This window comes from Gilliamella sp. B2717 (assembly GCF_026536675.1).
Taxonomy (GTDB): domain Bacteria; phylum Pseudomonadota; class Gammaproteobacteria; order Enterobacterales; family Orbaceae; genus Gilliamella; species Gilliamella apicola_I.
On the sequence record NZ_JAFNNQ010000004.1, the window covers coordinates 299 to 1,714 of the forward strand.

General features: G+C 47.0%; 1 pseudogene. It reads right to left on the reverse strand.

From position 1 onward, the window contains the following. Positions 1–1,416 (reverse strand): annotated as a pseudogene (locus tag J3U35_RS02080) (hypothetical protein); the annotation flags it as partial.

Here is a 1,416-nt window from a genome sequence, read left to right on the forward strand (position 1 = left end):
AATCGCCCAGCGTAGTGTAATATTGCGCACGGGCTATTCGTTCTACATAGTTACCCTTGTCTTTTTCATTGCTGTAAGAAACTAATACCCCTCGCTTATCCGGCTCAAAGTCATAACGTAACTCGCCACCCCACTCTTCCAAATCACTGCTTCGGGCTTTGGCAAACGATGAAAAGCCTTCCTGCTGCATCGAGTAATATCCTTTAAAACTCAGCGGAATATCCTCATCGGTAAAGTCATCAAAGTTGATGGTTTGCTCTATCTTCCATGCCGCACCACGGGTATCGCCTGATAACGTCGTTTGATTAAACGAGACACCACCATTGCTCGACACATATATATCATTCATCCCCGCCTTGCTTTTCGCATACTCCACATGGGTATGTGTCCCCTGCGTTGGTCGTATTATCAGGTCAACCCCTTTTAATTCATACGTATCGCCGCTTGACTGGTCTTCATTGATATACGTCCCGCCAATTCGAACATGGTCGTTTAACCAGTGATAAGCACGACCACCAAATACTTTTTCGCTGTTAAAGTCAAAACCATCTGAGTAATATTCATATTCCGCAATAATCCAGACCGGGTTACCCCCTAACAGATTACCGCCTTCAATTATCGAGCTCCCCGTCTCACCCTGTGCCGTCATCGGCAGTGGCTTGGTTAAAAGTACCCGACCCTGAAACTGATTGACTTCATAGTCCACACCTTCCGTCAACGTCCCGGTGCTCAGTACCCGACCCGTATTACGGTCACGTACCTCCATCGACAGCTTTAAACTCCCTTCGGTAATACGCTGATGTTTTAAAAAATACAAACTACCACCGGTCGAGGCTAACTCAACATGACTGCCCCGTGTTTCACCGTTCGATAAAAACACCGTCCCGTACGTGCGGGTATCACCATATCCGGTCACACCTTCACTTTCATGAGACAATTGTGCACCGTATAAACTGCGGTTAAAGTTAGCAAACTCATTGCCGGTAATCTGCGTGTTATAGTTACCCCATAACCCGTAACTTTTTCCTTTCTCTATTTTGAGATAAAACTTCCCTTCCGTATCCACATCCCGCTCAGTGGTCGAACCATCACCATGAGTAGGGTAGTAAGCTTGCGGGTCGATTTCACGGATAAAACGGGTCGGGTCTTTTTCACCTAAATGACCGAACGCATTTTTCAGCCGGGTTTCCGTTGTGTCTAAATGGGCGGTAATGCGATAATCACCTTTGTTCGCTTTTAAGTAAAATGCAACCCGTCCATCCCAGCTCCCTTTGCCGCTGTAGTGATGACTGTCTGCCTCTTCCAGTATGGATTGTCCGTCGCCACTGACATTGTTTTGCGCATACGTCACATCCACTATGCCCACATAGAAAAGGTCATCTTCCTGCTCCACCACCAGCTTTTCCTGCTGTGTGT